At 46.9% G+C, this 3,672-nt stretch carries 4 protein-coding genes; 3 read left to right on the forward strand and 1 reads right to left on the reverse strand.

Annotated features, from left to right (window positions below; genetic code table 11):
- Positions 1-318 precede the first annotated feature (318 nt).
- The 3 genes from Q0294_RS10900 (at position 319) to Q0294_RS10910 (ending at position 2,423) form a co-directional block, all read left to right on the forward strand.
- Positions 319-789 carry a universal stress protein gene (locus Q0294_RS10900; RefSeq protein WP_299464736.1) on the forward strand — a complete coding sequence of 157 codons (471 nt, stop codon included), beginning with the start codon at positions 319-321 and terminating at the stop codon, positions 787-789.
- A 122-nt stretch (positions 790-911) separates the two neighbouring features.
- Positions 912-1,271, forward strand: a complete 360-nt coding sequence (locus Q0294_RS10905) for a 2Fe-2S iron-sulfur cluster-binding protein (RefSeq protein WP_299464739.1) — start codon at positions 912-914, stop codon at positions 1,269-1,271.
- A gap of 123 nt (positions 1,272-1,394) precedes the next feature.
- Positions 1,395-2,423, forward strand: coding sequence for a prenyltransferase/squalene oxidase repeat-containing protein (locus Q0294_RS10910; RefSeq protein ID WP_299464742.1), 1,029 nt, complete (start codon positions 1,395-1,397; stop codon positions 2,421-2,423).
- A 31-nt stretch (positions 2,424-2,454) separates the two neighbouring features.
- Here the strand turns inward: Q0294_RS10910 and Q0294_RS10915 are convergent, their stop codons facing one another.
- Positions 2,455-3,387, reverse strand: coding sequence for a histone deacetylase (locus Q0294_RS10915; protein ID WP_299464745.1), 933 nt, complete (start codon positions 3,385-3,387; stop codon positions 2,455-2,457).
- Positions 3,388-3,672: the final 285 nt, after the last annotated feature.

Raw genomic sequence — 3,672 nt, forward strand, 5'->3', positions numbered from 1 at the left:
CTAAAACGATTTCTCATATATGCAAGTGTCGTAATTGATAATTCTGTTTTTCTCTCTCTAACGGTCGTATCATTTATAACTGGTTTCGCATGGCGGCAAATCACTGAAAAACCAGATTTAAAGATGGTTCCGCTATTATGAATTAGTCAGATTTTATGGATTATTCCTGATCTCCGCATTCGCGGGAAGAATACGGATCTTGTTATATTGGTCATCTGGGAAAAGTCAGCGATCAAATCAACGGATATCTGCTTGACAATTTACTAGAATGAGACAAAACACGCATTGATAAAGTTTTGACAAGTCAGGAGTGAACCTATGTTAGAGATCAAAAGAATTCTTGTTCCGACCGATTTCAGTGAATTTGGTGAGCAGGCCCTGCTCTATGGATGTGAATTAGCGAAAAAGTTTAATTCCGAGTTACATTTGTTAAATGTCGTCCAGGATGCTGTTGCGATGTTTCCAGAACCGAATATGATGGGTACCTCGATGAATGATCTGGTTGCCGACATGCAGGCTTTAGCCCGAAAACAACTGGAAAGGATGCCAGACCTTCCCGGAACCGAAGATCTGAAAGTCGTACGCGAAGTCCGAGTCGGACCAGCGTTTCTGGAAATTGTGCGTTATGCGAAAAAGTCAGATATCGACCTGATCGTGATTGGTACGCATGGACGTACCGGTATCAAGCATATGCTACTGGGAAGTGTCGCAGAAAAAGTTGTTCGCAAGGCCCCTTGTCCTGTACTAACGGTTTCCCATCCGGAACGGGAATTTGTAATGCCTACTTAAAATATTGGCCCCAGGCCCCTATAATGAACTGAACCACAAGTCTGGAAAATCATTGAGATACTGACGTGTTTCGATTCATGCTGAAATCTGATTCTTTATCCCCACTATAATTTGAGGAAATAATGCCGAAACTGACTGTTGAAAATGTAGGAGAATTCGAAGTGGAAGCTGGGAAACGGCTGGTACTGGCCTTAACCGACGATGCCCACATCGATCAATTACATGCTTGTGGCGGCGCTGGCCGCTGCACGACGTGTCGTGTTGAATTCATTGATGGTGAACCAGACCAGATGACGGTGGTTGAAAAAAACCTACTCGCAGCCCGCGAACTGTCCGGCTGCCGTTTGAGTTGTCAAATTCTCTGCGACCAAGACATGTCAGTCCGGGCGATCAGCCGCCTGGAGGGAAGTGGTCGAGCCGATGCCGGCCACACACCTAAACCTGAAATTGAACCACAGCCAGTCGAATGGGTTGATAAGTAAACCATGATTGAAAAATCGGGAAGTGCTGACGCTCAGAAATGGCTGCACACAGACTAAACCTTCCCCCACCACGTTCTTGTTATTTTACAAGAACAAATTCCTCTTGAAAGAGGGAGACCCTGAATGCGAAAAGTTCTGACTTTTCTTTTAATAGTTGGCTGGCTCGTCCTGCCAGGTGTGGGGTCGGTGTTTGCTAAAAACCGCGATCCCAAAATCCAGAAAGCCGTTTCCAATGCGCTGGATTATCTGGCCAGAGAACAGCGCCGACAGGGGTATTGGGAAGCAAATGGCGGACAATACCGCGTCGCTATGACTGCGCTGGCCGGAAATGCACTGCTGGCGGAAGGCTCTACAACCACGCGCGGAAAATATTCCAAAAACATACAAAACGCGGTGGATTACCTGCTTGAAATGAGTCAACCCAATGGGCTGATTGGTTACAAGAACGACTACCATTACACATACGGTCATGGTTATTCGATGGTCTTTTTATCTCAGGTTTACGGCGAAGAAGAAGACGCGATGCGTCGCGAAGAATTGAAAAAAGTGCTGACCAAAGCGGTCGAGTTCTGCGCCGGCGCACAAACGACCCGTGGCGGCTGGGGCTATGTTTCTGCCAAAGATGGGAACGACTTTGACGAAGGCTCTACATGCATCACTCAGGTTCAGGGACTGCGTGCCTGCCGCAATGCGGGCATCCCCGTTGATAAAAAGATTATCGATCGAGCCAAAAAATACATCGCGGACTGCACCACGCAGGATGGCGGCGTTCAGTACAGTATTCGTGGCGGAGGTGACAGACCGGCGATTACTGCTGCCGCCTGTGCTGCGTTATTCAATGCCGGTGAATATGACTCTGAACATCTGAAAAACATGCTGGAATACTGTCGGAAGAATATCTGGCCTGGCGGAAATACCAATCGTTATTTTGGCCATTGGCACTACGCACATTTTTATTATGCTCAGGTTATGTACCGCGGTGAAACAAAAAACTGGGATAAGTATATTCAGGATATCGGCCAGCAGATTTTAATCAAACAATCTGCATCTGGTGCCTGGATGGAAGGTCATGTAGGTCCCGTCTACACCACCGCGATTAATGCGACGATCCTTCAACTGGACAAGGGATATCTTCCGATCTATCAAAAATAGGCTGAATTCGAGTAATCCCCCCGTAACCTGCTCATTCCTCACTGAGAATTCGGAGATGGCTGACAACCGACTCGGCCAGTTTTTCAGGATTGTATCCTCCTTCAAGCAAACTGACGATTCGGCCTCCACAGTATTCATTTGCCACATTGATCACCATCTGAGTCAACGTTCCAAAATCATCACTCTCTAAGCCCAGTGAACCGATCGGGTCATCTTTATGCGCATCAAAACCGGCGCTGATGAGGATCAACTCGGGGCGACATCTGCGTGCAGCCTCGATCAGTATTCGCTCAAATTGAGAAAAATATTCAGCCCGAGATATCCCAAAAGCCAGAGGGAGATTCCAGGTGGTCCCCAGCCCCTTCCCTGACCCCGTTTCTTCAACTGCTCCCGTACCGGGATAAAACGGAGCCCGATGGGCTGAATAAAAATGAACCTGCTCATCATCATAGAATATATCCTGTGTGCCATTCCCATGATGGACATCCCAATCCACAATCAGCACCCGATTCAACTGATGCTGCACGATGGCGTGTCGGGCCGCTATGGCAACATTGTTCAACAGACAAAATCCCATCGCCCGATCGGCAAGTGCATGATGACCGGGCGGTCGAATGGCACAGAATGCCCGCTGTGGCTCCCCCTCAATGACCTGATTCACAGCCTCAACTGCACAGCCTGCCGCAGAGCTGGCAACTTCATACGACTGTAATGAAACGACGGTATCTGCTTCAATTCTCCCCCCCCCTGCATCGCAAAATCGCTTTAATTCCTGCAGATATTCAGGTGTATGAACTCGCAGAAGCTCCTCATTTGTCCCTTTTTTCAGATTCTCAAGAATGAACAGATTGGAAATGCCTTCTGTTGAAACACGGTCCATTACTTTTTTCAAGCGTGCTGGGTTCTCCGGATGAGCTCCCGTATCATGTAGCAAAAATGTTTGACTCTGATATAAAACCGTCATAAACAATCCATTTTCTTTGGGAATTGTTAAATTCACAGAACCTAATGTAGGTATTCTACCCTTTACGGAAAGAAACTATCTTTCAATTTCAACTGAACATTCTCACAACACATCTGTTCTTAAAGAGCAGTTCCACAGGACGCCCCATCAAGATTCACCAACATCAATCTTTTACCATGATCCGGCAGATTCAAACATCTGTACTACCAGCAAAAGAGAAAACACCCCTGATGATGGAGAAAAATCTTGACAGCTCGTAAGGTAAAGCGATAACGTAAGATAATA

The organism is uncultured Gimesia sp. (assembly GCF_937919775.1).
GTDB lineage: Bacteria > Planctomycetota > Planctomycetia > Planctomycetales > Planctomycetaceae > Gimesia.

Coding starts and splice junctions, on each gene's coding strand:
- Q0294_RS10900 (WP_299464736.1), top strand. CDS start 319: ATGTTAGAGATCAAAAGAATTCTTGTTCCGACCGATTTCAGTGAATTT.
- Q0294_RS10905 (WP_299464739.1), top strand. CDS start 912: ATGCCGAAACTGACTGTTGAAAATGTAGGAGAATTCGAAGTGGAAGCT.
- Q0294_RS10910 (WP_299464742.1), top strand. CDS start 1,395: ATGCGAAAAGTTCTGACTTTTCTTTTAATAGTTGGCTGGCTCGTCCTG.
- Q0294_RS10915 (WP_299464745.1), bottom strand. CDS start 3,387: ATGACGGTTTTATATCAGAGTCAAACATTTTTGCTACATGATACGGGA.